The organism is Nocardia lasii, assembly GCF_042658545.1.
Classification (GTDB): Bacteria; Actinomycetota; Actinomycetes; order Mycobacteriales; family Mycobacteriaceae; genus Nocardia; species Nocardia lasii.
Window position 1 is genome coordinate 159,602 of the sequence record NZ_JBHSQN010000011.1, and the last position, 24,055, is coordinate 183,656.

The 24,055-nt window shown below is 70.2% G+C and carries 23 protein-coding genes; 9 read left to right on the forward strand and 14 right to left on the reverse strand.

The window, feature by feature from the left end; translation table 11 throughout:
- The 4 genes from ACFP3H_RS16795 to rimP all read right to left on the reverse strand — a co-directional run.
- Positions 1 to 354 (reverse strand): translation initiation factor IF-2 N-terminal domain-containing protein (locus ACFP3H_RS16795; RefSeq protein WP_378606785.1); only part of this gene is annotated, 354 nt, incomplete at its 3' end.
- Between the two features lie 108 nt (positions 355 to 462).
- Complete coding sequence (locus ACFP3H_RS16800; protein WP_378606788.1) at positions 463 to 774, reverse strand: YlxR family protein; 312 nt, start codon at positions 772 to 774, stop codon at positions 463 to 465.
- Positions 775 to 843: 69 nt separating this feature from the next.
- On the reverse strand, positions 844 to 1,872 hold the full coding sequence (gene nusA / locus ACFP3H_RS16805; RefSeq protein WP_378606791.1) for a transcription termination factor NusA: 1,029 nt from the start codon (positions 1,870 to 1,872) through the stop codon (positions 844 to 846).
- A complete protein-coding gene (gene rimP / locus ACFP3H_RS16810) occupies positions 1,869 to 2,498 on the reverse strand; it encodes a ribosome maturation factor RimP (RefSeq protein WP_378606794.1) in 630 nt (209 codons plus the stop codon). The genes nusA and rimP overlap by 4 nt, the downstream gene beginning before the upstream one ends.
- A gap of 183 nt (positions 2,499 to 2,681) precedes the next feature.
- On the opposite strand from rimP, the gene ACFP3H_RS16815 reads away from it, so the two are divergent.
- On the forward strand, positions 2,682 to 3,419 hold the full coding sequence (locus tag ACFP3H_RS16815) for a hypothetical protein (RefSeq protein WP_378606797.1): 738 nt from the start codon (positions 2,682 to 2,684) through the stop codon (positions 3,417 to 3,419).
- Positions 3,416 to 3,847: a ferritin-like domain-containing protein gene (locus ACFP3H_RS16820; RefSeq protein ID WP_378606800.1), complete on the forward strand. Its 432-nt coding sequence runs from the start codon at positions 3,416 to 3,418 to the stop codon at positions 3,845 to 3,847. The genes ACFP3H_RS16815 and ACFP3H_RS16820 overlap by 4 nt, the downstream gene beginning before the upstream one ends.
- A gap of 216 nt (positions 3,848 to 4,063) precedes the next feature.
- Here ACFP3H_RS16820 and ACFP3H_RS16825 read toward each other — a convergent pair whose 3' ends face one another.
- Both ACFP3H_RS16825 and ACFP3H_RS16830 read right to left on the reverse strand, forming a co-directional pair.
- Entirely contained in the window at positions 4,064 to 5,815 is a 1,752-nt protein-coding gene (locus tag ACFP3H_RS16825) for an acyl-CoA dehydrogenase family protein (RefSeq protein ID WP_378606803.1), read from the reverse strand.
- Positions 5,816 to 6,098: 283 nt separating this feature from the next.
- Complete coding sequence (locus tag ACFP3H_RS16830) at positions 6,099 to 7,850, reverse strand: proline--tRNA ligase (protein WP_378606805.1); 1,752 nt, start codon at positions 7,848 to 7,850, stop codon at positions 6,099 to 6,101.
- Positions 7,851 to 8,178: 328 nt separating this feature from the next.
- Here ACFP3H_RS16830 and yaaA point away from each other — a divergent pair, with 328 nt between their 5' ends.
- Together yaaA and ACFP3H_RS16840 are read left to right on the forward strand one after the other, a co-directional pair.
- Complete coding sequence (gene yaaA, locus ACFP3H_RS16835; RefSeq protein ID WP_378607442.1) at positions 8,179 to 8,925, forward strand: peroxide stress protein YaaA; 747 nt, start codon at positions 8,179 to 8,181, stop codon at positions 8,923 to 8,925.
- Positions 8,926 to 9,046: 121 nt separating this feature from the next.
- Entirely contained in the window at positions 9,047 to 9,901 is an 855-nt protein-coding gene (locus ACFP3H_RS16840) for an SGNH/GDSL hydrolase family protein (protein ID WP_378606807.1), read from the forward strand.
- A 272-nt stretch (positions 9,902 to 10,173) separates the two neighbouring features.
- Here ACFP3H_RS16840 and ACFP3H_RS16845 read toward each other — a convergent pair whose 3' ends face one another.
- The 3 genes from ACFP3H_RS16845 to ACFP3H_RS16855 are packed head-to-tail and all read right to left on the reverse strand — an operon-like array spanning position 10,174 to position 11,844.
- Positions 10,174 to 10,566 (reverse strand): VOC family protein, encoded by a 393-nt coding sequence (locus tag ACFP3H_RS16845; RefSeq protein WP_378607445.1) that lies wholly within the window; start codon positions 10,564 to 10,566, stop codon positions 10,174 to 10,176.
- On the reverse strand, positions 10,566 to 10,850 hold the full coding sequence (locus tag ACFP3H_RS16850) for an ArsR/SmtB family transcription factor (RefSeq protein ID WP_378606810.1): 285 nt from the start codon (positions 10,848 to 10,850) through the stop codon (positions 10,566 to 10,568). Before ACFP3H_RS16850 ends, ACFP3H_RS16845 begins: the two co-directional genes overlap by 1 nt.
- A gap of 55 nt (positions 10,851 to 10,905) precedes the next feature.
- The gene (locus ACFP3H_RS16855) at positions 10,906 to 11,844 is read right to left on the reverse strand and encodes a LysR family transcriptional regulator (RefSeq protein ID WP_378606812.1); all 939 of its coding nucleotides are present in this window, start codon (positions 11,842 to 11,844) and stop codon (positions 10,906 to 10,908) included.
- 50 nt (positions 11,845 to 11,894) lie between these two features.
- On the opposite strand from ACFP3H_RS16855, the gene ACFP3H_RS16860 reads away from it, so the two are divergent.
- Together ACFP3H_RS16860 and ACFP3H_RS16865 are read left to right on the forward strand one after the other, a co-directional pair.
- Entirely contained in the window at positions 11,895 to 12,584 is a 690-nt protein-coding gene (locus ACFP3H_RS16860; protein ID WP_378606815.1) for a type 1 glutamine amidotransferase domain-containing protein, read from the forward strand.
- Positions 12,585 to 12,623: 39 nt separating this feature from the next.
- Positions 12,624 to 13,268 carry a LysE family translocator gene (locus tag ACFP3H_RS16865; RefSeq protein WP_378606818.1) on the forward strand — a complete coding sequence of 215 codons (645 nt, stop codon included), beginning with the start codon at positions 12,624 to 12,626 and terminating at the stop codon, positions 13,266 to 13,268.
- 180 nt (positions 13,269 to 13,448) lie between these two features.
- Here ACFP3H_RS16865 and ACFP3H_RS16870 read toward each other — a convergent pair whose 3' ends face one another.
- Both ACFP3H_RS16870 and ACFP3H_RS16875 read right to left on the reverse strand, forming a co-directional pair.
- A complete protein-coding gene (locus tag ACFP3H_RS16870; protein ID WP_378606821.1) occupies positions 13,449 to 14,078 on the reverse strand; it encodes an HD domain-containing protein in 630 nt (209 codons plus the stop codon).
- A gap of 202 nt (positions 14,079 to 14,280) precedes the next feature.
- Positions 14,281 to 16,257 (reverse strand): PucR family transcriptional regulator ligand-binding domain-containing protein, encoded by a 1,977-nt coding sequence (locus ACFP3H_RS16875; RefSeq protein ID WP_378606823.1) that lies wholly within the window; start codon positions 16,255 to 16,257, stop codon positions 14,281 to 14,283.
- 108 nt (positions 16,258 to 16,365) lie between these two features.
- Here ACFP3H_RS16875 and ACFP3H_RS16880 point away from each other — a divergent pair, with 108 nt between their 5' ends.
- Together ACFP3H_RS16880 and ACFP3H_RS16885 are read left to right on the forward strand one after the other, a co-directional pair.
- Positions 16,366 to 17,856, forward strand: coding sequence for a CoA-acylating methylmalonate-semialdehyde dehydrogenase (locus ACFP3H_RS16880; protein ID WP_378606826.1), 1,491 nt, complete (start codon positions 16,366 to 16,368; stop codon positions 17,854 to 17,856).
- An 8-nt stretch (positions 17,857 to 17,864) separates the two neighbouring features.
- Positions 17,865 to 19,202 (forward strand): aspartate aminotransferase family protein, encoded by a 1,338-nt coding sequence (locus ACFP3H_RS16885; protein ID WP_378606829.1) that lies wholly within the window; start codon positions 17,865 to 17,867, stop codon positions 19,200 to 19,202.
- Positions 19,203 to 19,245: 43 nt separating this feature from the next.
- Here ACFP3H_RS16885 and ACFP3H_RS16890 read toward each other — a convergent pair whose 3' ends face one another.
- Complete coding sequence (locus tag ACFP3H_RS16890) at positions 19,246 to 20,706, reverse strand: MFS transporter (protein WP_378607448.1); 1,461 nt, start codon at positions 20,704 to 20,706, stop codon at positions 19,246 to 19,248.
- A 78-nt stretch (positions 20,707 to 20,784) separates the two neighbouring features.
- The gene (gene cobA, locus ACFP3H_RS16895) at positions 20,785 to 22,026 is read right to left on the reverse strand and encodes a uroporphyrinogen-III C-methyltransferase (protein WP_378606832.1); all 1,242 of its coding nucleotides are present in this window, start codon (positions 22,024 to 22,026) and stop codon (positions 20,785 to 20,787) included.
- Between the two features lie 143 nt (positions 22,027 to 22,169).
- On the opposite strand from cobA, the gene ACFP3H_RS16900 reads away from it, so the two are divergent.
- The gene (locus ACFP3H_RS16900; protein WP_378606835.1) at positions 22,170 to 22,631 is read left to right on the forward strand and encodes a nucleoside deaminase; all 462 of its coding nucleotides are present in this window, start codon (positions 22,170 to 22,172) and stop codon (positions 22,629 to 22,631) included.
- On the opposite strand, the gene ACFP3H_RS16905 is transcribed toward ACFP3H_RS16900, so the two are convergent.
- Entirely contained in the window at positions 22,628 to 23,950 is a 1,323-nt protein-coding gene (locus tag ACFP3H_RS16905; RefSeq protein ID WP_378606838.1) for a DoxX family protein, read from the reverse strand. The genes ACFP3H_RS16900 and ACFP3H_RS16905 overlap by 4 nt on opposite strands.
- Positions 23,951 to 24,055: the final 105 nt, after the last annotated feature.

Sequence of the window (24,055 nt, forward strand, 5' to 3'; positions counted from 1 at the left end):
GGCCGGGGCGGCCTTCTCGACCGGAGCCGGGGTGACCGGCGCGGCGGGAGTCGCGGCCACGGCGGGAGCCGCCGGGGTCGGACGCGGGCCCGGACGGGGACCGCCGGGGGTGGGCTTGGCGCCGGGCCGAGCCGCGGTCGCGGGCGACGGGCCGGGACGGGCCGCCGGCTTGGCGTCGGCCGCCGGGGCGGACTTCGACGCGAGAGATTCGCGCAGACGACGAGCGACGGGTGCTTCCACCGTCGAGGACGCCGACTTCACGAACTCGCCTTGCTCCTTGAGCTTCGCGAGTAGTTCCTTGCTTGTGACACCGAGTTCCTTAGCCAACTCGTGCACGCGGGCCTTGCCTGCCACTGCTCTCCTCACTGAGAGGTCGAGCAGTGACGCCGCCTAGGTAAGGCGGGCCCGCACGACCTCGGGTTATCTCCGATGGACGTTCATCGTTGGTGCTTCACGGTGTGCTCATGAGTGCTCGTGCCTGTTCTCGAGGTACTGCTCCAGGGCTGAGATATCCAGATTTCCGGACACTCGTAGGGCTCTGCCGAATGCTCGGCGCCGCTGCGCTGAACGCAAACAAGCTGAAACGGGGTGCAGCCAGGCACCCCGTCCGGGAAGTCTGCGCCGCGGATCGGGAACTATCGCGACACCGGAGTCCCGGTGCTGCGCCACGACCCGCAACAGGTCGGCAGACGGCTCACGCTGACGGCATCCGATACAGGTGCGAACGGATTGCGCGGGCCGGTCCTGTACCCACTCTACCGGTGACCCGGTCATTACGACGAACCCCTCCCCTCCGGAAGTTACGAACATGTCATCCGCGGGCCATGATTCGCCGCCTCCGACTCAGCTACGGTGCGCCTCGGGCCGCACGGTGCCGTCCGGCTCGGGCGCCGCGTCGCTGCGGATATCGATGCGCCAACCCGTCAGACGGGCTGCCAGGCGGGCATTCTGGCCCTCCTTGCCGATGGCGAGGGAGAGCTGGAAGTCGGGCACGATCACCCGCGCGGCCCTGGCGTCGGGATCGACGACAGTGACCGAAACCACTTTCGATGGCGAGAGTGCGTTACCGACGAAGGTGGCCGGATCCTCGTCGTAGTCGATGATATCGATCTTCTCCCCGGCCAATTCGCTCATCACGTTGCGCACGCGCTGACCCATCGGGCCGATGCACGCGCCCTTGGCGTTCACGCCGGGCACGGTGGAGCGCACGGCGATCTTGGAGCGGTGTCCCGACTCGCGCGCCACCGCGACGATCTCGACCGAGCCGTCGGCGATCTCGGGCACCTCGAGCGAGAACAGGCGGCGCACCAGGTTGGGGTGGGTGCGCGAGAGCTGGATCTGCGGGCCACGCGGGCCGCGTGAGACGCCGTAGACGTAACACTTGATCCGGTCGCCGTGCTCGTAGGTCTCGCCGGGCACCTGCTCGGCGGGCGGGATCAGGCCCTCGGCGCCGTTGGCCTCGCTGCCGATGCGCACCACGACCACGCCGCGGGCGTTGGCCCTGGCGTCGCGCTGCACGACACCGCCGACGATCTCGCCCTCGTGGGTGGCGAAGTCGCCGAAGGACTTCTCGTTCTCGGCGTCGCGCAGGCGTTGCAGCACCACCTGGCGGGCGGTGGTCGCGGCGATGCGGCCGAATCCCTCTGGGGTGTCGTCCCATTCGCTGACGAGGTTGCCGTCGGCGTCGAGTTCGCGCGCCATCACCCGGACCACACCGGTCTTCTGGTTGATGTCGATGCGCGCGTTGGCCTCGTGGCCGTCGGTGTGCCGGTAGGCGGTGAGCAGCGCCGACTCGATCGCCGAGATCACGGTCTCGATCGAGATGCCCTTGTCGGCGACGATCGCCCGCAAGGCTTCGATTTCAATATTCATTCCGCAACCCCTTCGGTGGGAGTGTCACTGTGTTGTCCTGGCGCGGCGAGGTCGGCGGGTTCGGCACCCGGGACCGGTCGCCCCGGCGCGATACCGCCGGCGAGTTCGAGTTCGGCGGCGCCGGGGGCGTTGAACTCGACCTGCACGACAGCGGAGGCGATGTCGGCGAGGGGTACGTGGATGCGATGCGGCTTGTTCTTGCCGCCGAGCACGAGCGCGAGGGTGGCGTCGTCGCCGAGTCGGCCGACGCGCGCGTCGAAGCGGGCCTTGCCCTCGACGCGTTCGGCGCCGTCGGCCAGCGTGACGCGGACCTTGCGGCCCTGGGCGCGCCGCCAGTGGCGTTCGGTGGTCAGTGGTCGTTCCACGCCGGGCGTGGTGACTTCGAGCAGGTAGGCGGAATCGCCGAAATCGCCTGCGGCATCGAGAAGTTCGGACATGTCGCGGCTGAGCGCGGCGATGGCGTCCAGGTCGGCGGGGCCGTCGCTGTCGACGGTGACCTTCACCCGTACCGGAGCCAACTCACCGTTGCCCGCAGCCCCGATCGCGACGCCCTCGAGGTCGAAACCCTGGCGTGCGACGAGCTCAGCGACTAGCTGGCTCACCCTTTCCTCGGTGGGCATCGGCATATGGGCGGCTCCTGGTTCAGTTGTGACGCGATCGGAAATATCTACGCCGAAGGTCTAGCGTAACGCGCTCAGAGAGTGTAAAGGACCAGGCGCCAGCTGCCGCGCACCGGTCCGACTCGGCGTGCCAGTGGTCGTGTCGCGGCGCGAACGGGCACCCGCGCGAGATCTGGCACGATGGTGCACGTGCCCCACCGCCATACCGTCCCGCCGAGCGCCGGGCGACCTTCCGGCACGCGCTCCGACCGGCACGAACCCGCGCCGGCGCGGGTCGAGTCCGCCGCCGCGCACCTCGCCGGATCGATGCGCGCGCCCGCCGAGACGCGGCCCGCGCTCGCTCCTGTCGCCGTGCCCCATGTCATACCGGCACACCGAGTTTCATCATCGGCGGGCGCGAACTGGCGGCGGCGCGCCGTGCTGCGCCTCGTCGGCGCGAGCGCGATCGGCCTGCCCGCGGTGGCCGCGCTGGCCGCCTGCGCCGAGGACGACACCGTGCACGCGCCGGATCCCCTTGCCGCACAGGAGGTTCTGGCCCGTGCCGACGCCGCCGCCGCGACGGCCGCGATCGCGTTGGCCCCGCAGTCGAACGCGGCGCTGACCACCATCGCGACCGAGCGCACCGCGCACGCCGACGCGCTGCGCACCGAGATCGCCCGGGTCGTCGGCGTCTACGGCGACGGGACCACTCCCGTGCGCCGCACCGGCGAGGTCACCGTGCCGGGCCCCGACGGCGCGCCGGTGCCCGCCACCCAGGTCGAGACCGCGTCCGCGCAGCCGAGCACCGTCGCGCAGGTGCGCGATCAGCTGATCCGTTCCCAACAGTCCGCCGCCGAGTTGGCCCGCACCGAATCCGGTTATCGCGCGGGACTTCTCGCGTCGATCAGCGCGGCCTGCGCCACCCAGGCAGGAGTCCTGCTGACATGACCGATCAGCACACGACGTTGCAGTTCGCCCTCGACGCCGAGTACGCCGCCGTCTACTCCTACGGGCTGATCGCCGCGTACGCCAATACCGACCGGGCCCGTCTGGTGGCCGAGTTCGCCGCCGCGCATCGCGCGCGCCGCGACGCCACCATCGAACTGCTCGAGGCCGACGGCACGACACCGACCGCGCCCAGCGCCGCCTACAACCCGCCCGCCCCCGTCGACGACCCGATCCCGGCGGCCCACCTGGCGGTGAGCGTCGAATCCGATTGCGCCGCAGCGTGGTACGCCGTGGTCGAGAACGCCACCGACGAGTCGGTACGCGCCACCGGCACCGAAGCCCTCACCGAGACCGCGATCCGCCGCGCCCGCTGGCAGGCGATCCTGGGCGCGAACCCGGTCACGGTGGCTTTTCCCGGCCGAGCCTGAGCCGATACCGTCGAACGAGAACACCTCGCCCGCAACCGCATCCGAGTGGCGCCACCCACCTTCACGAGTGGAACCGAGCACTCCCCGGACTCCCACCGAACCACCACGGTGTCGGCCGCCCCGGATCCGAGGGGCGAGACGTCACGGCGAAGCCGGAGTATCGCTCCTCGGATTCGGGGGACCCAGGCCGAAACCCTGCGGCGCCGGCCGCCGAGGCTAGGGCCGCATCGCGTACGCGCCGTCGTAAGCCTGGACCTGGTCCCACACCCGGTCGAAGCGCTCCTTGTCCGCGACGGGGCTGCGCAGGGCGCCGATGGCCCAGTCGCGCTGCGCCTCGGTGACCGAGGGTTTGCCGAGCAGGGCCGAGGCCTGGGTGTTGAAGTCGCGGATCTGGAAGTCGAACATCTGGTCGAGCACGTCGCGGTCGAGGCCGGTGAGTTCGGCCTGCTCGAGGATCAGCTGGCCGTAGACCACCGTGGAGAACAGGTGGCCGATGGTCAGCATGAAGTCGAGGTCCTTCTGCTGGTCGGCGTCGGGCGCGGCGGTGAGCAGCAGCGTTTGCAGCGCCTTGGCCTGCTCGTAGAACCGGGCGACGTTGGGCACGTCGGCGGCCTGCTCGTAGGCGGGGGTCCAGTCGGCGAACTGCACCTTGCCCGCGCCGCGCGCCGGGCCCTGCGCCCAGAAGAACGCCTCGTCGCCTGCTTCCAGGCGGGTGCCGACGGCCGGGTATTCCTTCGGGTTGAACAGGTAGTTCGGCATGAACTTCAGGATCTGGCCCACGTTCACGTGCACCGTGCCCTCGAGCCGGGGCAGGTGGTTGATGTAGCGCGAAGCCTGGGCGAAGTAGGTGGCCTTCTCGAAACCCTTGGCCGCCAACACATCCAGCAGCAGGGTCATGGCGACCTCGCCCTCGGAGGTGACCTTGGACTTGGTCATCGGGTTGAACAGCAGGTAGCGGCGGTCCTCGAGCGAGGCGCTGCGGAAGTAGTCCACGGCGCGGTCGCTGAACAGCTTCATCGCGATCAGGCGGGCGTAGGCATCGACGAAATTGCCGCGCACGTGGCCGAAATCGGTGACCGGGTTGCCGTAGAGGATGCGGTTGTTGGCGTGGGTGATGGCCTCGAAGAACGAGTGCTCGACCATGCCGATGCTGCCGTGGCAGAGGTTGAACTTGCCCACGTTGACGGTGTTGAGCGCGGCCGAGAAGCCTTCCGGGCCTTCGTGCAGCACGTCGGCGGCGGTGACCGGGTAGTTCTCCAGCCGGAAGTGGCTGACATACATCTGGCCGTGGATGACGCTCTCGACCAGGTGGTAGTTGTCGTGGCGGCTGTCGGCGGCGAACCAGATGTAGCCTTCGGGCCCTTCGACATCCCCGCGCCGGGAGAACACCGACACCATCGAGGCCACGTTGCCGTTGCCGATGTAGTACTTCTCGCCGTTGGCGCGGAACAGGATTCCCGCTTCGGCGTCGGCGCTGCCCGGCTCGCTCGGGGTCAGGATCAGGTCGGTGTTGTAGATGTCGGCGCCGTGGTCGCGCTCCGACAGCGCGAACGCCATGACCTGACCGTCGTCGAGGTCGGCGGCGGCCTTGCGCTTGGCGATCTCGTTGTCGCTCTGCCAGATCGGCCCGAGCCCGAGAATGGTGACCTGCTCGGCGTACCAGTACGCCAGCCCGTAGAACCCGAAGATCTCCGACAGCGCCGCGTTGCGCGCCGCGTCCCAACGCTTGTTCGGATCACCGTCGGCGTAGGCGGCCGGGGTCAGGAACGTGGCGAACAGCTTCTCCTTGGCCACGAAGTCCAAGAACTCCTGCGTCCACACCGCGTCACGATCCTCGGCCAGCAACTGCGCCTTGCCCTTGGACTCGAAGAACTCGATGGTGGCCCGCAACAACCGCCGGGTCTCCGCGTCGAAGTGCTGCGGATCGTAGGTGGCGGGGTTGAACAGCAGGCTGGGCGAACTCGTCATGACCGTTAACTTAGCAGCGCCGCGATTCCGCCACGCCGAGCATCGACCCCCGCTACCAGCACTTTCACCTACGTAACCGTAAGTTCGGGACCGGTCCGGTCACGACCGGAATTGCGACGCCGGACCATTCCACGGTTGCGCGGCCTGCGGGCCCGGTTGCGCCCCCCAGCGGGGAGGCCTGCGCGGCTTGCCGACCCCGTCACCGAGATCGCGATCCCCCACCGACGACCGCGGCGAGCCGATCGTGTTCGCGGGATCACGCGAACACGATCGGACGAACGACTCAGCGCCCGCGAACCTTGGCGGTCACCGCGCTGACGGCGTCTTCGGCCGGGATCTCCTCGGCTTCGCCGGTGAAGCGGTTGCGCAGTTCGACCTTGCCCTCGGACCAGCCGCGGCCGATGACGAGGATCCAGGGCATGCCGAGGAGTTCGGCGTCCTTGAACTTCACGCCGGGTGAGGCGGTGCGGTCGTCGAACAGGACGTCGAGGCCCTCGGCGTCGAGGCCGGCGACGACGTGTTCGGCGCCGTCGCGGGCGGCGGCGTCCTTGTTGGCGATGACCACGTGCACGTCGAAGGGGGCGACCTCGGCGGGCCAGCGCAGGCCCTTGTCGTCGTGCTGCTGTTCGGCGATCACGGCGACCATGCGGGACACGCCGATGCCGTAGGAGCCCATGGTGAGGCGGACCGGTTTGCCGTTCTCGCCGAGCACGTCGACGTCGAAGGCGTCGGTGTATTTGCGGCCGAGCTGGAAGATGTGGCCGATCTCGATGCCGCGCGCGGACACCAGCGGACCGGCGCCGTCGGGCGAGGGATCGCCGTCGCGGACCTCGGCGGCCTCGATGGTGCCGTCGGGGGTGAAGTCGCGACCGGCGACCAGGCCGACCACGTGCTTGCCCTGCACATCGGCGCCGGTGATCCAGGCGGTGCCCTCGACGACGCGGGGGTCGACGAGGTAGCGAACACCGTTGGCCTGCAGGGCCTTCGGGCCGATGTAGCCCTTCACCAGGAAGGGGTTGGCGGCGAAGTCGGCCTCGGTGAGCAGTTCGACCTCGGCGGGCTCCACGGCGGCGCCGAGCCGCTTGTCGTCGACCTCGCGGTCACCGGGGATACCGATGCCGAGGATCTCGGACTTGCCGTCGGGGTGGCGCAGCTTGACCATCACGTTCTTCAACGTGTCGGCGGCGGTGGCCGGACGGCCCAGCACCTCGTTGGCGTTGGCCCACTCGACCAGCGTGGCGATGGTGGGCGTGTTCGGGGTGTCGTATTCGACCGCGGCGGCCTGACCTTCGAGGGGCAGCGGTGCGGGCGCGGGGGTGACCACGGCTTCCACGTTGGCCGCGTACCCGGATTCCACGCAGCGCACGTAGGTGTCCTCGCCGACGGGGCTGGCGGCGAGGAATTCCTCGGACGCGCTGCCGCCCATGGCGCCGGAGGTGGCGGCCACGATCACGTACTCGACGCCGAGGCGTTCGAAGATGGCCTGGTAGGCCTTGCGGTGGGTGGCGTAGCTGTTGGTGAGGCCGTTGTCGTCGATGTCGAAGGAGTAGGAGTCCTTCATGACGAATTCGCGGCCACGCAGGATGCCGGCGCGGGGGCGTTCCTCGTCGCGGTACTTGGTCTGGATCTGGTAGAGCGTGACCGGCAGATCCTTGTAGGAGTTGTACTCGCCCTTCACAGTGAGCGCGAACAGTTCCTCGTGGGTGGGGCCGAGCAGGTAGTCGCCGCCCTTGCGGTCCTTGAGGCGGAACAGGCCGTCGCCGTATTCGGTCCACCGGTTGGTGGTCTCGTAGGGTTCGCGCGGCAGCAGCGCGGGCAGCGAGATCTCCTGGGCGCCGGTGGCGTCCATCTCCTGGCGCACCACGTCTTCGACCTTGCGCAGCGTGCGCAGGCCCAGCGGCAGCCACGAGTACACACCCGGGGCGACGCGGCGGACGTAGCCGGCGCGAACGAGCAGTTTGTGGCTGGGCACCTCGGCGTCGGCGGGATCGTCTCGCAGGGTGCGCAGGAACAGGCGGGAGAGGCGGGTGATCACGAATGCACAGGGTAGTCCCCGCCCCGAGCCGACCGACACCGGATTACCACCTGCGCGCCTCCGCCACCGGAAAATCGAGCACGTGTGCGAGCGATCACGTCCGAAAGTCAGCCGTGTTCGCCCCCCGACAGCCACCGCCCGCAAAACCGACCACCGCGACGGCAGCAGTCAGCAACTCCCGACCTCCGACAGCCGCCCGCAAGGCCGATCAGTGCGGCAGCGGCGGGCGATCGTGGCCGTCCCACGACAACGACCGACAGCCGAGCCGATCGGTGCACGGCGGCAGGCGGTGGACAGCGTGTTCGACGGGGACGATTACGGTGGGATCGTGCTGGTGCTGCTGCCTCCCTCCGAGACCAAGTCCGACGGCGGTTCGGGTGCCCCGCTCGACCTCGCCGATCTGGCGATGCCGCAGCTGAACGCGGTGCGCGACATGCTGATCACCGAGGTGGGGCGGTTGGCGGCCGATCCGGCACTGTCCGCGAAGGTGCTCGGGCTCGGCAAGGGCGCCGACGCCGAGGTCGCCCGCAACGCGACCCTGCGCACCTCCCCCACCCGCCCGGCGTTGGAGCGCTACACCGGCGTCCTCTACGACGCCCTCGACGCCAAGTCGTTCACCAAGGCGCAGCGCGCGAAGGCCGACGCCCGCCTCGGCATCGGCTCGGCCCTGTTCGGCGCCGTCCGCGCGGGTGACCCCATCCCCGCCTACCGACTCTCCGGCGGCACCAAACTCCCGGGTCTGCCCACCCTGTCGGCCGTGTGGCGCGATGTCCTGCCCGACGCCCTCTACGCCGAAGCCGCGGGCGATCTCGTCATCGACCTACGTTCGGGCACCTACCAGCAGCTGGGCCGCGTCCCCGGCGCGATCACCGCCAACGTCCTCACCGAACACCCCGACGGTTCCCGCACGGTCGTGAGCCACTTCAACAAACACCACAAGGGCCTACTGGCCCGCGCCCTGGTCCTCACCCGCGCCGAACCCACCGACATCCGCGCCGTGGCCCGGGTGGCGACCAAAGCCGGTCTGCGCGCCGAGATCGCCTCCCCGACCGAATTGCTCATCATCACCGAGTAGCGGTCGCCGAAAGTTGTTGTCCCGCACGAACCCGCGTGCGTTGCGCCCGCGAGCGCCGCCCGGGTGCGGCACAGTGTCGGTACCCGGTTCCGCCCGCGAACCCCGATGATCAGGACCGCCGATGACCACCTGGCCGCGCGCGCTCGCGACGACCGTCCTGATCGCGACCGTGGCGATCACTCCCGCCGCCGTCCACGCCGAACCGCTGTCAGGGGCCCGGTACGTGGCGCTCGGTGATTCCGGCGCGGCGACCACCGGCGCGGTCAACCTCGACCCGACCGCACCCCTGCGCTGCCTACGCTCGACGACCAACGCCCCCGCCCTGGTCGCCCAACGACTCGGCCTGACCCTGGACGACCGCAGTTGCAGCGCCGCGAAGATCGGCGACCTGTTCCGCTCGCAAGGCCCTGAAGTGGCACCACAGTTGGACGCACTCGGCCCCGCGACCGAGATCGTCACCCTGCACATCGGCGCCAACGACGCCGACATGACCTCGTACATCCTCGGCCACTGCCACGCGGGCACGATCACCGGCGGCTGCGCGGCGGAGGCAGATCCCCAGTGGGACACCGAGATCGACGCGATCGCGCCCCACTACGCCGCCGCACTCGCCGAGATCACCCGGCGCGCACCGAACGCCACCGTCTTCGTCGACGGCTGGCCCACCTACCTGACGAATGCCAGCTGCCCCGCGATGCTCGGCCTGCGCCCCGCCGACGCCGCCTACATCCAGTCCAAGTTCGAGCGGCTCAACACCGTCGTCGCCCGCGAGGCCCGTTCCCACGGCGCCGTCTACATCGACACCGTCACCGCCTCACGGGATTTCGGCATGTGCGCCGACCCGTCGACGCGCTGGTTCGACCCCCTGCTCGCCGACCACACCCTGCTCCCCTACCACCCGACCCCGGCCGGTCAGCGCGGCGTCGCGGAGTTGATCGTGGCGGCCATCGAGGCCAGCACCGTCCTCGATCACTGACCCGGCCGGGCGAACTCCACCCGCCACCGAATCTTCGGCATCCGCTCGAGCATGCTCGGCGACGGGGCGCGGTGTGAGGTGGCATAAACGTGCAGAGAAGCGCTATCGCGGGCGATTTTGGGGGTTTCAGGCGTTCGGTCGCACGAAAATGCCACCACCGAGGTCGCGGGACGGCCACGGAGGTATGCGGGTACCACGCCGTAGCCCGCGTCCACCGATCAAGCCGAGTGTCGTCCCGCCCGAAACAACTTGGCGCGCACCGACAGTGCGGCTCAGTCCGCGATCGGTGCGAGCAGCTGGATGAGGTTGCCGCAGGTGTCGTCGAGGACGGCGGTGCGGACCGGGCCCATGGCGACGGGGGCCTGGGTGAAGAAGACGCCGCGCTCGACCAGGCGCGCGTATTCGGCGTCGAGGTCGTCGACGGTGAACACGATGACAGGAATGCCCTCGGCGCTCAGGGCGGTCTTGTATGCCTTGGCCGCCGGGTGCTGGTCGGGCTCGAGCAGGAGCTGGATGCCGTCGCGGTCGGCGGGCGAGACGACGGTGAGCCAGTCGTACTCGCCGACCGGCACCTTCTCCTTGACCTGGAAGCCGAGCACGTCGGTGTAGAAGGCCTCGGCTTTGGCCTGGTCGTCGACGAAGACGCTGGTCACTCCGATGCGGATCATGCGGTGTCCTCCTGGGGAATGGGCCATCGCGTCGACAGCGTCCGCAGGGGCGCGAAATCGGCGTGATGGAACTTGTATCGACCGTGTCGACGGGTGTGCACGAGCCCGACCTCCTCGAGCACGCCGAGGTGCTGGGTGATCGCCTGGCGCGAGGAGCTGATGTCGTGCCTGCTCACCAGCCGGGCGCACAGTTCGAACAGGGTCTGACCGTCGCGATCGGCCAGTTCGTCGAGCAGGGCGCGGCGTGTCGAGTCCGCCAGCGCGGTGTAGATATCGGTCACGCTGCGCTCCTTCCGGCGGCTCCCGTCGAACGATAGGCAAGTCACGGCTTGCCTGTCAACATCCCGCCCGCCACGCGCGCGCGGCCTCGACCAGCCGGGCGCGCACCAGCTCGACATGCGGACGCGCGGGCGCGCCGACCCGGCGGGCCAGGAAGCCGGTATTGATCGGCGGATCCGCCGGGTCGAGCAGCGTGACCAGCGTCCGCTCGGCCAGCTCGCGCCCGCACAGGTAGTGCGGCAGCACGCTGATCCCGGCCCCGGCCACCACCGCCGCGAGTACCGCGCGCAGATCCCCCACGATCAGCGACGCCTCGGCTTCCAGCCGGGTGTCGAAGACGTGGCGCCAATACCGGCGCAGGATCGGCAGGTCGGCGGCATAGCTGATCAGCGCGACGCCGTCGAGCGCGCCGGGGCCCTCGACGCGCAGCCGTTCGATGTCGACGCGCTCGGCGACCGAGGGCGCGGCCACGAGCAGGAACTCCTCGTCGACGAGCGGTTCGGCCAGCACGGTGCGCCCGCGCGGGCGGGTGGTGGCGAAGACCAGATCCACCGCGCCCGAACGCAAATGGGCCAGCAGGTCGTCGGTGTGGCCGGTGCGCACGGTGAGCCGCACCCCGTCGGCGACCAGCGGGGCGAGCGCGGGGATCACCGTGGTGGCGAGCATCTCGGCGGGTCCGCCGAGCAGCACCGGCGGTTCGCGCGTGGGCGCCCGATCCGTCGCGGTGCCGGTGAGCACCGTTTCCAGCGCCTCGAGCGGACCGGCGACGCGCGCCGCGAGTTCGTGGGCGGCGGCGGTCGGGGCCACGCCGCGCGGCAGCCGTTCGAACAGCGGTCGACCGAGATGGCGTTCAAGCGCTTGGAGCTGGGTGGTCACGGTGGGCTGGGACAGGCCGACCTGGGCGGCGGCCGCGGTGAGCGACCCGGTGCGATAGACCGCGAGGAAGGTGCGCAACTGCACCAGATCCATCGACCCATCGACTGACCTATGTCTCATATAGGCAATCCTATTGGTCACCGGATGCCGTGGTCCCTAGCGTTGGACCCATGGCACACATCCTCTTCGTCCTCACCGGCGCCGATCACTGGACCCTGGCCGACGGCACCGACCATCCCACCGGCTTCTGGGCCGAGGAATTCACCGCGCCCTACGGGGCGTTCACCGGCGCGGGCCACCGCGTCACCGTGGCGACGCCGGACGGGGTGATCGCGCCCGTCGACCGCGCCAGCCTGGCCCCCGAGGTCAACGGCGGTCCGGCGGGCGCGGCCGAGGTCGCCGACATCCTCTCGCGCGCCACGGAATTTCAGAACCCGATCTCGCTGGACAAGGTCGACCCGGCCGACTACGACGCCGTCTTCTACCCCGGCGGCCACGGCCCGATGCAGGACCTGGCCGTCGATCCGGTCTCCGGCGCCCTACTCGACACCGCGCTCGCCTCCGGCAAGCCCCTCGGCATCGTCTGCCACGGCCCCGCCGCCCTGCTCGCCACCGCCGAATCGGGTCGTTCCCCGTTCGCCGGGTACCGCCTGACCGGTTTCAGCAATGCCGAGGAAACCCAGGGCGGCCTGGCCGACAAGGCGAAGTGGTTGCTCGAGGACCGCCTGGTCGCGCTCGGCGCCGACTATCAGGCGGGCCCGGCGTGGGCCCCGCACATCGAGGTCGACCGCAACCTGTACACCGGCCAGAACCCAGCATCGGCCGGCCCGTTGGCGGCCCAGATGCTGACCGCCCTGTAATCCGTTGCCGTGCCCGTGTCGGGCCGATAGCGTGGCGCCATGGTGTCGTGGGGTCATTTGGTGTCGTTCGCCGGGCTGGCGTTCCTGCTGGTGCTCATGCCCGGCCCGAGCGTGCTGTTCACGATCAGTCGGGCGTTGACGACCGGTCGTCGCTCGGCGCTGCTGACCGTCGTCGGCAACTCGGTCGGGGTCTATGCCCAGGTGGTGGCGGTCGCGTTCGGGCTCGGCGCGGTGGTCGCGGCGTCGGCGACGGTGTTCACCGCGATCAAACTGCTCGGCGCGGCCTACCTGGTCTACCTGGGCGTCCAGGCGATCCGGCACCGCGCCGACCTGCACGCGGCCCTGCGTGGCGATACCGCGCCCGGTGATCACAGCACCCTGTCGGTGCTGCGCGACGGTCTCGTGGTCGGTTTCGCGAATCCGAAGACCATCGTCTTCCTGGCCGCGCTGCTGCCCCAGTTCGTCGACCCCGCGCGCGGCGGCGTCGCCCAGCAGATGCTGATCCTCGGCCTCTGCATCCCCGCCTTCGGCCTGGTCCTGGATTCGGTGTGGGCGTTGGCCGCCGGTTCAGCGCGCTCCTGGCTGGCCCGATCGCCGCGCCACCTCGCGGCGATCGGCGGCACCAGCGGACTGGTCATGATCGGCCTCGGCGGTTCCCTGGCCCTCACCGGCCGCAGGGACTGACCGTCACCTCCCGCCCACGCACCTCCACGCACTCGGCCGACCTCCGGGTGCTCGGCCGACCTCGGCAGGCTCAGCCGACCTCGGGGCGGGCTCGGCAGACCGAGGGGCTCGGCAGACCTCCGGGCAGGCTCGGCAACCCTCCGGGCAGGCTTGGCCGCGCACAGCCAGAATCGGGCGCCCTCAGTCGGTCTCCCCCGTGAGCTCGGCGAGTTCGGCCGCGAGGTTGGCGCGAGCGACGGCTTCGTAACGCGCATAAGCCATTTCGGTGCGGAACAATCGCGGCTGATCGGCCAGATTGCGCAGCACCGACGCCCGACCGGCCCGAAACAGGTCATCGGGCACATGGGCGTACTCCGCCCGGATCGCCCGCGTGTAGGCGGCGTACTGCTCCGGAGACCCCCCGAGCACGACCAGATCCGCGTCACAGAGCACCGCCCCGTTCGCATCCCCCGGCAACGGCTTGTGCCCCCGCGTCAACACCACCAACCGCACCACCTCCTCGACCAGTTCCGGTGCGGCCCCGAGCGATTCGAGAATATCGCGCCCCAGATCAGCACTGCGCTCCTCATTGTCAGCCCGCGCCACCGCGTAGATCGCGTCATGAAAGAACGCCGCATACCGCACCGCGTCGATATCGCTTGCCGCCCCACCCAATTCGTCGATGGCCGCCAGCATCACCGCCAAATGCGTCTCCGTGTGATACCGCCGATGTGCCTCCCCATACCGCCCGATCACCCCCACCCCGATCCCCTCGGCCTCCACCCCGGCCAGGGCAACCCACCGCTCCACCAGATCCCGCGACACACTCATCCCCCGAGTCTCGCCGCCCCGACCCCCACCCACAACCCCCCGAAGGGCTCAGTTCGCGCGGGGTGAATTCGTCGAAAGCATCGCGGCGCGTAGGTCGTTGGCGAGGGCTTCGGTGGAGGAATCCCAGCCGCCGAGGGCCGTCCAACGGTGTGTACCGAGTATCTCGCGATGGCACCGACCGCGCGGGCAGACCGCGGGCGGCCTAGAGCTTGTCGCCGCCCGCGGTGAGGTCGCGGACGAGTAGGGCGGTGTGCAGGGAGGTGCGGGATTCGCCGTCGTCGAGGTCGACGGCGAGGATGCGTTCGATGCGGGCGAGGCGGTCGTAGAGGGTGGGTCGGCTGATCGCGAGTTCCCTGGCGAGTTCGGTCTTGTTGCCCGCCAGGTCGAGGAAGCGGCGCAGGGTGCCGGTGAGGTCGGCGCGGTGGCGGATGTCGTAGCGCAGCAGGGTGCCGAGTTCGGCTTCGGCGAAGCTCTGTACGCCGGGTTCGTCGCGGATGAGCGAGAGCAGGCCGCGCAGGCGAATGTCGGCGCTGCGGAAGAAGATTCGGTCGGGTCCCGACGTCATCGACAGCGCCACCTCGGCGACGCCCGCCGCGTGGGCGAGGCGGCCTGCGGTGTCGAGCAGCGACTCGGCGTCGGCCCCGACTCCGACCACCGCCCGCCGCACCCCCTCGACCCGCCGGATCTCGGCCAGCACCGCCGAACACACGACACCGAGCCGGTCATCGACATCGGCGCCCCTCGGCACCGCGAGGATCATCGTCACCTGCTCCACGTCACCGCCGGGCGCCGACCGGCCACCCACGACCGGCCCATCGTCGCGACCCCCACGCCCGGAACGACCCAGATGCCGACTCGCCGCAATGCCCGACCCACTGTCACGGTCCACACGCCCGGACCGACCACGCTGCCCACTCACCGCACCACCCGACCCACCGTCACGCCCAGGCCGACCATGCTGCCCACCTACCGCCACACCCGGCCCATTGTCGCGGTCATCGCGCGCGAACCGGGCGCCTTTGCCCGGTGAGGCACCGGCGGCATCCCCGCTCGCTGACACCCCCGGGCCCCGAGCCACCCCTCCGACAGCGCGTCGACCGACAGCGACCGCAGCACCACCCGACCCGTCGGCGGGCCGATGACGGACGACGCGCCGTTCGGCCGCGCTGAGGGCGGACGCGTCCACCAGCCCGAGCGCGTGGGTCACCGCCTCCACGAGGGCCGCGCTACGTCGTTGTCCCGCAACCGGATCCGTGGGCGGGTCGGTGTCGATCTCGATCACCACCGGCACGTACCGGGCCCGCCGGTGCAGCCCGAGGGCGGCGGCGCGGGCCTGGGCGTCGCGCTCGTCGGTCACCCGCCCCTCCACCAGGTCGGCGATCAACCCGGTCTGGGCCTGCCGGTGCAGCCCGAACCGGTCCTTGTCGATCATCCGGTGCAGGGTGATGGTCTGGGCGGCGCGTTCGAGCACCATCGCGACCCGCGCGGTCGGCACCTGCTCGGAGCGCAGGATCAGCCGCCCCCAGCGTTGCGTGTGCGGTCCGACGCCCACCACCCCCGGCCCGTCGAGCAGCATCCGCGACACCGATTCCCAGTCCTCGAGCAGTGCGGCCGAGCTGGTGTGGCGGGCGGTGGCGGCCAATACCCGGTGCGAGAGGTCCTCGAGGACCACCGAGGCGTCGAGCATGTTCGCGGCGGTCTGCACGATCTCGGCCAGTGCGGCGCGGCGCACGCTCAGTTCGGTGAAGGTCTCGTGCACGGTGCGGGCGAATTCGAGTTCGGCGTACTGGTCGGCCACGATCGCCCGGTGCACGGCCTCGGTGATCTCCACGAACCGGGTGACCCGGTGCAGCACGATCACCGGCAGCCCGAGTTCGGCGGCCGTGGCGGCCACGACGGGCCCGAGTTCGGTCACATAGCTGCCGAGCTCGACCACCAGCCCGGCGATTCCCGCGGCGGCCAGCGAGCGCAGGTAGGCCACGCGCGCCTGTTCGGGCGCGGCGAGGGCCTGCCCGGTGGTGAGGATCAGCTCGGAGCCCACCAGCAGGTCGGCGACGGCGGCCTGGTCGCTGACGTGCACCCAGCGCACCGGCCGGTCGAGGTTCGCCGCGCAGACGACCTCGGGCTGCCCGGCCTGCACGACCGGGGTCGCGAGCACATCGGCCACCGTCAACAGCACCTACGAATCGTAATACGAAACCCACAATCCTGTACGGTTCGTCGGCCCCCGCGCGGCCGGGAATAGACCAGGGTGGAACCACCACATCCCTGGCGAAACGAGGCATCCATGCAGTCCATCGGCCATTGGATCGACGGCAAGTCGGTCAGCGGCACCAGCGAGAACACCGCGCCGGTGACCAATCCGGCCACCGGCGTCGTCACCGGCGAGCTGGCGCTGGCGAACGTGGCCGACACCCGCGCCGCCATCGACGCCGCCACCGTGGCGTTCGCGTCCTGGCGCGACACCTCGCTGACCCGGCGCACCCAGGTGCTGTTCCGTTTCCGCGAGCTGCTGGCCGAACGCAAGACCGAGCTGGCCGCGGTCATCACCGCCGAGCACGGCAAGGTCGCCGCCGACGCGCTCGGCGAGGTGACCCGCGGCCTCGAGGTGGTCGAATTCGCCTGCGGTGTCCCGCATCTGCTCAAGGGCGGCTTCACCGAGAACGCCTCGACCGATGTCGACATCTACTCGATCCGCCAGCCGCTGGGCCCGGTGGCGATCATCGCGCCGTTCAACTTCCCGGCCATGGTGCCGATGTGGTTCTTCCCCCTCGCCATCGGCGCGGGCAACACCGTGGTGCTCAAGCCGAGCGAGAAGGACCCCTCGGCGGCGCTGTGGTTGGCGCGGCTGTGGCAGGAGGCCGGGCTGCCCGACGGGGTGTTCAATGTCGTGCAGGGCGACAAGGTCGCCGTCGACGAACTCCTCGACAACCCCGGCATCAAGGCCGTGTCCTTCGTGGGCTCGACCCCGATCGCCAAATACGTGTACCAGCGCGGCACGGCCGCCGGCAAGCGGGTACAGGCGCTCGGTGGCGCGAAGAACCACATGGTGGTGCTGCCCGACGCCGACCTGGACCTGGCCGCCGACGCCGCCGTGAACGCCGGTTTCGGCTCGGCCGGTGAGCGGTGCATGGCGATCAGCGTGGTCGTCGCGGTCGGTGGTGTGGCCGACGAGCTGGTCGCCAAGATCAGCGAGCGGGCGGCGAGCATCGTCACCGGCGACGGCACCAGCGGCGCCGAGATGGGCCCGCTGATCACCCGCGCCCACCGCGACCGGGTCGCCGAGTACATCGACGCGGGCGAAACCGCCGGTGCCCGAGTGGTTCTCGACGGTCGCGGACTCACCGTCGAAGGCGCCCCGGACGGATTCTGGCTGGGGCCGACAATTCTCGACGAGGTCACCCCCAGCATGAGCGTTTACACCGACGAGATCTTCGGCCCGGTGCTCTCGGTCGTGCGCGTGGACACCTACGAGGAGGCCGTCGCGCTGATCAACGCCAACCGCTACGGCAACGGCACCGCCATCTTCACCAATGACGGCGGCGCGGGTCGTCGGTTCCAGCACGAGGTGGAGGTCGGCATGGTCGGCATCAACGTCCCGATCCCGGTGCCCATGGCCTACTTCAGTTTCGGCGGCTGGAAGAATTCGCTGTTCGGTGACTCGCACGCGCACGGCACCGACGGCGTGCACTTCTTCACCCGCACCAAAGCGGTCACCACCCGCTGGCTCGACCCGAGCCACGGCGGCCTGGAACTCGGCTTCCCACAGAACAAGTGAGGCAGGACATGACCCTTTCCGCAGAGGCCGCGCGCACCTACGAACTCGACCGCCGCCACGTCTTCCACTCCTGGTCCGCGCAGGCGGCCCTGACGCCGACGGTGCTCACCGCCGCCGAGGGCTGCTACGTGTGGGACGGGGAGGGCAATCGGCTGCTCGATTTCTCCTCGATGCTGGTGAACACCAATATCGGCCACCAGCATCCGAAGGTCGTCGCCGCGATCCAGGAGCAGGCCGCCAAACTGTGCACTGTCGCACCGCAATTCGCCAACGACGCCCGCTCGGAGGCGGCCCGGCTGATCAGCGAACGCACCCCCGGTGACCTCGACACGATCTTCTTCACCAACGGTGGCGCCGACGCGATCGAACACGCGGTGCGGATGGCGCGCCTGCACACCGGCCGCTACAAGGTGCTCTCGCGCTACCGCTCCTACCACGGCGGCACCGACACCGCGGTGAACCTCACCGGCGATCCGCGCCGCTGGCCCAACGATCACGGCAATACCGGGACCGTGCACTTCTTCGGCCCGTTCCTGTACCGCTCGGAATTCCACGCGACCGACGAGGCGCAGGAGACCGAGCGGGCGCTGGCTCATCTGGAGCGCACGATCGCGATGGAGGGTCCGGCCACCATCGCGGCGATCGTGCTGGAGTCGGTGCCGGGTACCGCGGGCATCATGGTGCCGACCCCGGAGTACATGCGCGGGGTGCGCGAACTGTGCGACAGGCACGGGATCATGTTCATCGCCGATGAGGTGATGGCGGGCTTCGGGCGCACCGGACAGTGGTTCGCCATCGACAATTTCGACGTCGTGCCCGATCTGATCACCTTCGCCAAGGGCGTGAACTCCGGCTACGTCCCGCTCGGCGGGGTGGCGATCAGCCCGGCCATCGCGGCCACCTTCGCCGAGCGTCCCTACCCGGGCGGACTCACCTATTCGGGCCATCCCCTGGCGACGGCCGCCGCCGTGGCGACGATCACCGCGATGACCGAGGAGCGCATCGTCGAGAACGCCGCCGACATCGGCGCGAAGGTGCTCGGCCCCGGCCTGCGCGAGCTGGCGCAGCGGCACCCGAGCATCGGCGAGGTGCGTGGGCTCGGTGTCTTCTGGGCTTTGGAACTCGTCCGCGACCGCACCACCCGCGAACCGCTGGCCCCCTACGGCGGGACAAGTCCCGCGATGAACGAGCTGGTCGCCGCCTGCCGGACCGGCGGGCTGCTCCCGTTCGTCAACTTCAACCGCCTGCACGTGGTCCCGCCCTGCGTGATCACCGAGGCCGAGGCCAAGGAGGGCTTGGCCATTCTCGACCAGGCGCTCACCGTGGCCGACGCGCACACCGTCTGAGTCCGTGCCGCGGCGGGTCCGAACGGGCCCGCCGCGGACGGGTTCAGCTCTGCTGGGCCTCTTCCTGCGCGTGCTGTGCCTGCGCCAACTGCTGCGGGGTGAAGCGCAGGGTCACGGCGATCACCGCCGCGAGCACGGCCAGCACCGCGCACACGAACAGCACCAGGGTGTAGCCGCTGTTGAGCGCGTCGATCTGGGTCGGTGACATGTCCGCGGGGCGACCGTCGCCGCCGCCGAGCGACAGGGTGCGCGAGGCGGCGATCGGGCTGAGCAGACCGATCGCGATCGGGGTCGCCAGGTTCATGAACATCTGGCCGACGGCGGCGAGCGGGCCGATGTTCGACGGCGGCACGTCCACGAGCACGCACAGCGGGGCCAGCACCATCGCCACACCCACGCCGAAGCCGATCACCAGCAGCAGTGCCAGCAGGGTCGGCAGGTACTGCACGTGCCGGTCGAGAGTGGACCCGAACAGCAGCCCGACCGCCAGCACCAGCGAGGCCGCGGCGAGCAGCCACCGGGGCGCGATCACCAGTGCCGCCTTCGACGCCACCGCGCCGCCGACGCCGATGCCGATGGTGAACGGGATCGAGGCGATACCGGCCTGCAGCGGGCTGTAGCCGAGCACGTTCTGCAACAGCTGGGCGACGAAGAACGTCATCGAGCCGAGGATGGCGCCGGCCAGGAAGATCAGGGCGAAGGTCGCCACCCGGTCGCGGCTGTCGAACAGCGACCACGGCAGCAGCGGGTCGGCCTCGCGCCGTTCGGCCAGGACGAAGACCACCAGCAGCGTGAACCCGCCGATCAGCGAGCCGAGGATGACCGGGCTGGTCCAGCCCATCGCCGGGCCCTCGGTCGCGCCGAACACGATCGTCGCGCAGGCCAGCGTGCCCAGGATCGCGCCCTTGATATCGAGCGGGGTGCGATGGTGTTCGGTGTCGGACAGCGTGTAGACCGCGCCGGCCACGATGAGCGCGCCGATCGGGACGTTGATCAGGAAGATCCACCGCCACGACAGTTCGGTGAGCGCACCGCCGACCACCAAGCCGCCGACCGAGCCGATCCCGGCCATCGACCCGACGATCGCGATGGCCTGATTGCGGGCCGGTCCCGGCGCGAAAGTGGTCGCGACCAGCGCGAACGCGGTCGGGGCCGCGACGGCCGCACCGGCGCCCTGGAAGGCGCGCGCGATCAGCAGCGTGGCCTCGGAGTTGGCCAGACCGCACGCCAAGGAGGCGGCGGTGAACAGGCCGACGCCGATGATCAGCATCCGTTTGCGGCCGAACGCGTCACCGAGTCGACCGCCGAGCAGCATCAAACCGGCGAAGGTCAGGCCGTAGGAGGTCACCGTCCAGGCGCTGCCCGAACTGGACAGCCCCATCTCCTCCTGCAGGCGCGGCAGCGCGAAGATCACGACGGTGCCGTCGAGCACGACCATGAACTGCAGACCACTGAGCACGAGAATGGCGAGACCGAAGGCCCGCCCCGTCACCGGATACTGCATCGTCGCAGCGGGTTTATCGAGCACAACGAGGCAGTGTAATTGGCGCGGTGGCAACGCGAGGGCGCGCGGCCCGGGAAGCTAGTCCAGCCCGAAGCCCGCCGTGGGGCCGATGACGATGATCGCGGGCGGCCGGATGCCCTCCTGCTTGACCCGGTCGGCGACCGTGGCCAGGTCGGCGCGCACCACCCGCTGGGTGCGCAGGGTGCCCTCCTGGATGACCGCGGCCGGGGCGTCGCCGGGGCGGCCACCGGCGAGCAGCGCGGCCGCGAACTTGTCGATCCGCTCGACCGCCATCATCAGCACCAAGGTGCCGCGCAGCTTGGCCAGCGCCGACCAGTCGACGAGGGAATCGGGGTGCTCGGGGGCCACGTGACCGCTCACCACGACGAACTCGTGGGTCACTCCGCGATGGGTGACCGGGATACCGGCCGCGCCCGGCACCGAGATCGGGCTGGTCACACCGGGCACCACGGTCACCGGGATGCCTGCCTCGGTGCACGCCTCGAGTTCCTCGTAGCCGCGCCCGAACACGTACGGGTCGCCGCCCTTGAGCCGGACCACGAACTTGCCCGCCTTGAAGCCCTCGATGAGCGCGAGGTTGATCGCCTCCTGGGCCATCGACCGGCCGTAGGGGATCTTGGCCGCATCGATCACCTCGACGTGCGGGCCGAGTTCGGCGAGCAGTTCCGGCGGGGCGAGCCGGTCGGCGACGACCAGGTCGGCGCGCGCCAGCAGCCTGCGCCCGCGCACGGTGATCAGGTCGGGATCGCCGGGTCCACCGCCGACGAGCGCGACGCCGGGGGTGACCGGTTCCGAATCGTCGGTCACCACACCGGATTGCAGCGCCTCGAGCAGGCCGTTGCGCACGGCGGCCGAACGGCGGTGCGCGCCACCGGCGAGCACGCCCAGCGACAGGCCGTCGTAGCGGGCGGTCGCGGGGGTGACGGCGGTGCCGTCGCGGGCGATGTCGGCCCGCACGCAGAACACGCGCTTGGCGCTGGCCTCGGCGACGACGGCGGCGTTGGTCTCGGGTTCGTCGGTGCAGGCCATCGCGTACCAGGCCTCGTCGAGGTCGCCGTCGGCGTAGGCGCGCAGTTCGACGCTGATCTGTCCGGCGGTGGCCATGCCCTCGACGGCGGGGGTCACCGCGCGACTGACCACGTGCACATCCGCGCCGGCGGCCACGAGCAGCCCGAGCCTGCGCTGGGCGACGGTGCCACCGCCGACCACGACCACTCTGCGTCCGCGCAGATCGAGTCCGACCAGGTAGTTCGGGTCGCCCGCGGGCGTGGTCGTTGCGGTGTCAGCGGTGTTCGGCACAGTGTGCCAGCCTAGTTCCTGGCCGGACGCGGCCCGAACGCACCCGCCGAGTGCCCCGCCACGGCCCGTGCCGACCTGCCCCGACCCGACTCGATCCGTGTCCCTGGCCACCGACTCGCCGCACAGGCGCGACAGTGGAGACCATGACGCGACCGGACGCACTGCTCGAGGTGGCCTACGACGAAGCCCTGCGCGGGCTGGCCGAGGGCGGTGTCCCCATCGGCGCGGCCCTGTTCGACGCCGACGGCACCCTGCTCGGGAGCGGCCGCAACCGCCGCGTCCAGTACGACGACCCGAGCGTGCACGCCGAGACCGACGCCTTCCGCGCGGCGGGCCGTCGCCGCGACTACCGCCCCACGATCATGGTCACCACCCTGTCGCCCTGCTGGTATTGCAGCGGGCTGGTTCGCCAGTTCGGGATCGGCACCGTGATCATCGGCGAGGACAGCACCTTTCACGGCGGGCACGACTGGTTGGCCGAGCACGGTGTGCGGGTGCTGGTTCTCGACGACGCGCGCTGCGTGCGGCTGATGAGCGAGTTCATCGCCGCGCGGCCCGAGCTGTGGTTCGAGGACATCGGGGTGGCGCCGACCGACGGGAACTAGAAGTGCGGCCGGTCCTGGATCCATCGGAATTCCCTGTCCCGCAACGGGAACTGGTCGATGTCGGCCCGGGTGAGGGTGATCGTCGTCGGTTTGCCGTCGAGGTCGCCGCGCAGGGTCAGCTGATCGCCCGCGGTGTCGAGGGTGAAGGTCGTGGACCGGTTCTCCTCGGGACCGTCGAGGGTCATCGTCTTCGCCGCCAGGTCGGTGGTGGCCGGCACCGGCACGATCGTGTCGTCCATGTGCTGGTAGGCCGCCGACTCCACATCGATGATCAGCCGCTGCCAGCGCACCGGGTCGGTCGTCAACGGTGGCAGGGCGGTCCCGTCGACGCTGAACTCGCCGACCTCCCAGATCCCGTAGAGCTCGGGTTTCGGTGCGCCGCCGCCGTATTCGCGCCAGCTCTGCATCCCGGCATCGATCAGGCCCACCGAGATCCACAGCCCGAGCGCGACCTGGACCGCCGCCGCCCACCGGTTCGCCCGCGAGGAGGTGAACAGCGGTGGTTGCACCGCCGGGGTCGAATCGCGTTCCAACACCAGGAAGTTCATCATTCGCCGGGCTTGCGGGGCGAGCAGGACCAACCCCATGAGCAGCAGGTGCCCCGAGAGCATCTTCACCGGCACGTCGAAGGTGAGATTGAGCAGGAACACCTGCGCCATGCTGATCACGGCCACCATGGCGCCCAGCGTCGCGGTGCGCGGCCAGAACAGCAGCAGCCCCGCGAGCACTTCGGCGGCGCCGAGGGCGATCTCGTAGGCGGGCGAGGAACCCACCTGCGTCCACAGCATCGACATCGGCGTCAGGTCGCCGACGCGGGTGAGCAGGGTGGTGAGCGCGGGTTCGGTCATCTGCGTGGGAATGAGCTTGGCGAAGCCGTAGAACAGCATCTGGCCGCCGACACACAGGCGCAGCACGGTGAGGAACCAGCTCTGCAATCGCGGGTAGGCGGGCCGGCGCCGGTCGAGCACCGACCACACGAGCGTGATCAGCACCGCGACAACCAGTACCAGGCCGCACTGGATCCAGATCGCGGTCTGATCGCCGCTGCCGCTCATGACGATCTCGGCCTCGACCCCGAACACGTGCTCGCCGATCCAGCGACTCACCGGCCGCAGGGCCATGATCTGCCAGAGCATCGCCTCCTCGGGCATCCGCAGACCGAGAATCCCCAGGAAGACGAAGGTGATCTGGGCCATCCACGCGCAGAACAGACCCAGGTATGCCACCGTGAACCGGAACGCGATCCTGGTGAGCGGATGCCATCGCACCGGCGGCGGCGCCGGGGCCGCGATCTCGTCGTGCCTTCGCTCCGTGGTCACCACAGCCACTGTTGCCTCCCCGTCGAGATCGATTGCTACCCAAGCTAATCAACTCGTCGGCGGGGCGCGTCCGGGAAAACCCTGATCTTTGCCCTGTCAACCCTG